The 2375-nt window shown below is 45.1% G+C and carries 4 protein-coding genes and 1 pseudogene; all 5 read right to left on the bottom strand.

Going from position 1 to position 2375, the window contains the following annotated elements; all coding sequences use genetic code 11:
• Window positions 1-115 precede the first annotated feature (115 nt).
• A complete protein-coding gene (locus tag DWX84_RS21260; protein WP_005865732.1) occupies window positions 116-532 on the bottom strand; it encodes a D-Ala-D-Ala carboxypeptidase family metallohydrolase in 417 nt (138 codons plus the stop codon).
• Between the two features lie 14 nt (window positions 533-546).
• Window positions 547-741 carry a hypothetical protein gene (locus DWX84_RS21445; protein ID WP_008777801.1) on the bottom strand — a complete coding sequence of 65 codons (195 nt, stop codon included), beginning with the start codon at window positions 739-741 and terminating at the stop codon, window positions 547-549.
• Window positions 731-1174 (bottom strand): HU family DNA-binding protein, encoded by a 444-nt coding sequence (locus DWX84_RS21255; RefSeq protein WP_005865728.1) that lies wholly within the window; start codon window positions 1172-1174, stop codon window positions 731-733. The genes DWX84_RS21445 and DWX84_RS21255 overlap by 11 nt, the downstream gene beginning before the upstream one ends.
• Before the next feature lie 200 nt (window positions 1175-1374).
• Window positions 1375-1857: a hypothetical protein gene (locus DWX84_RS21250; RefSeq protein WP_008777799.1), complete on the bottom strand. Its 483-nt coding sequence runs from the start codon at window positions 1855-1857 to the stop codon at window positions 1375-1377.
• Window positions 1858-2179: 322 nt separating this feature from the next.
• Window positions 2180-2375 (bottom strand): annotated as a pseudogene (locus DWX84_RS21245) (polysaccharide biosynthesis protein); the annotation flags it as partial.

Here is a 2375-nt window from a genome sequence, read left to right as displayed (position 1 = left end):
TTTATCGGGCATTATTTTTTAGGCTTTTTCCCAAGACTTAACAAGTTATATAATGTACGTACGATAAAACACAATATATAGTATCCTTTTTTCCAAAATCCACTCATACCCCCTCCTATTTAAATAAAATCTGTTTTCTGTTCACCCCATGTTTTTTTAATGAAAGATGTATGAATCCCTTCGTACGATAAAGGATCGCCTGATCAAAATTCAGGCAGCTTGCCACCAAGTCCTCCAATAGTCGGTTGCGATCCACCGTGTAAATGTCTACCGCCTCCCCCTTCATATGTTGCGAGCTAGGGGCACCTCCCACTAATCGGTTTAACTCTTCGCTTCGATAGCCACTCATGATATACATAGGCTGTCGATGATATATACGCAAAGGTTCCAACAACCGCACCGTTAGATTCCGTATCACCGGTATTACCTCCGAAGGCAACGCATTATTAAGTCCAAATTCCACCGCCATCGCACTATAAACAAACTCGTCCATACGAAAATGCTCTGTCAATCTCTTCTCATCCTTTTCCATCTTAACTCAAATTTTCAATCCTTAATTTTCAATTTATAAGAGTAGTCCACCCCAAACAGCGCACCGGCAAACGTGCAGATCTCCCCAAATGCGACCAGCACGCTGTTATCTATCTCACCGGAAGGAGCCACCCAAAAACCACAGAACACCAAGGTAAGGCCGGTCACGCAAAGCAGCACGGCCATTACCAGTTGCACGTTAAATCTCATCCGGGCTATCGCTATCAGAGCCACCAGCCTCCGTAGTGGCGCCATCTTGGGAGACCCTTGCGTATTCCAACGTCTTCTTCGTATCCTTCAACTCACCGCCCGGAGTGAAGATGATACGCGGGGGGCGCAACATACTCGTGTTAAAATCTTTCTTATCCGTCACCCCATCACTGCTCACCGAGATCCGAAAACTCCCGAAATCGCCGAGCCTTACGATACGCCCCTCCTGAAGCTCCATATCCAACACGAAATTAAGGTTATCCAATACCGCCTTCACATCTGCCGACGACACCGTACTACGTGCCGAGATCAACTTACATAACGTTTTCATACTAGAGGTACCATTCGTTTTCGACACCGCATAAAACTTTTTCTCTGAATCCTTCTCGCCCGGCTTCGACGGACGCAACACCAACTTAAAACCTTGTGCCATATCTTTTAATTTTTATGGTTATATACCCCTTATGGAGCACGACACAAAGGTAAGATGAGCCGGAAGAGGTCAGCGTCCGTGGTTTTATCCATCAAACAAATAGTATTCAACGAATTAAAAATAAAAATGCCCAAAAATTCCCCTTTTCAAAGACAACAAAAACCTGCTATTCTTAACTAACATTCAAATCCATATCTCTTTTAAAACTCATCCGTCACCTCCCTCTTTCCAGCGAGCACCAAGACTGCTTCCGCAGAATGCCCCGCCTCTCGCAAATGAGAAGCCAAGCCACGCACCGAGCCCGGATAATCAAACCCCATCAACAGGCAAGAGGCTATTTCCAAAGAGGAAGGGGGAGTCTCACGATCCGTAAACTCCACAAGCTTCACTAGCTCCAACAAGAGTTCCGGACGAAATGGGGAATACAACAAATCACCACGCACCGTATACTTACGTATATAACACCGTTCGCACTCCCGGTCATGCTCCATATACTTCCGGATAAATTTACGGTACGCCCCGGGCATCTTCCTATAATAATCTCCATATCCCAAACTACACACATCCATTTTCCAAGACTCCCGCTCATCCGGTCCCAACGTTACCAAGAACGCGTCAAAATTCTTCACCGTGGGCTTATGCCCCAATCTCTCTCTCAAACGCTCATAGATCTTTTTCATCATGCGAACGCAGGGGGAATGTTTATCCCTGCGCCGCATATGGCCGGACACCGTACTTACATACGGATTTTCAAATACATATATAAAAACAGAACCGGCCTTCTAAATCCCTTTACGGGAAAAGAAGACCGGTACAAAACCTTGACCTTATATCGATTCTACAAAATATCTATCATCCTATCTTTTCATCACAAAACCCACATGGTTCCTTCTCTTTTCTTGCAAATGCCTCTGGGGAGGCTCTTCTTTTTTGACGCTATATTTAAATCAACATTAATAGCATAGGCCCTCACGGATAAATCCATAATTTACTTTTTATTTCGCTCTATTCATCCAACACCTCATATTTAGAATGCTGGCTCTTGAACTCGGGAACGATCTCCTTCATCCGCTTCACGATCTGCATATCCCCCTCCACGGCACAAGCATGTACCAAGGCATCAATCCGCAGATTGGCGTCCGCATAATCATACGCACGGACTTGGGCGATCTTGATCTTCGGATGAAAAGTAGGCTTGGAG

The organism is Parabacteroides sp. AF21-43, from assembly GCF_003635435.1.
GTDB lineage: Bacteria > Bacteroidota > Bacteroidia > Bacteroidales > Tannerellaceae > Parabacteroides > Parabacteroides distasonis.
This window is presented reverse-complemented; position numbering and strand designations above follow the sequence as displayed.

Bases quoted from the DNA above. Each gene is read 5' to 3' on its own strand.
- DWX84_RS21260 (WP_005865732.1), bottom strand. From the start codon at position 532: ATGGAAAAGGATGAGAAGAGATTGACAGAGCATTTTCGTATGGACGAG.
- DWX84_RS21445 (WP_008777801.1), bottom strand. From the start codon at position 741: ATGAGATTTAACGTGCAACTGGTAATGGCCGTGCTGCTTTGCGTGACC.
- DWX84_RS21255 (WP_005865728.1), bottom strand. From the start codon at position 1,174: ATGGCACAAGGTTTTAAGTTGGTGTTGCGTCCGTCGAAGCCGGGCGAG.
- DWX84_RS21250 (WP_008777799.1), bottom strand. From the start codon at position 1,857: ATGATGAAAAAGATCTATGAGCGTTTGAGAGAGAGATTGGGGCATAAG.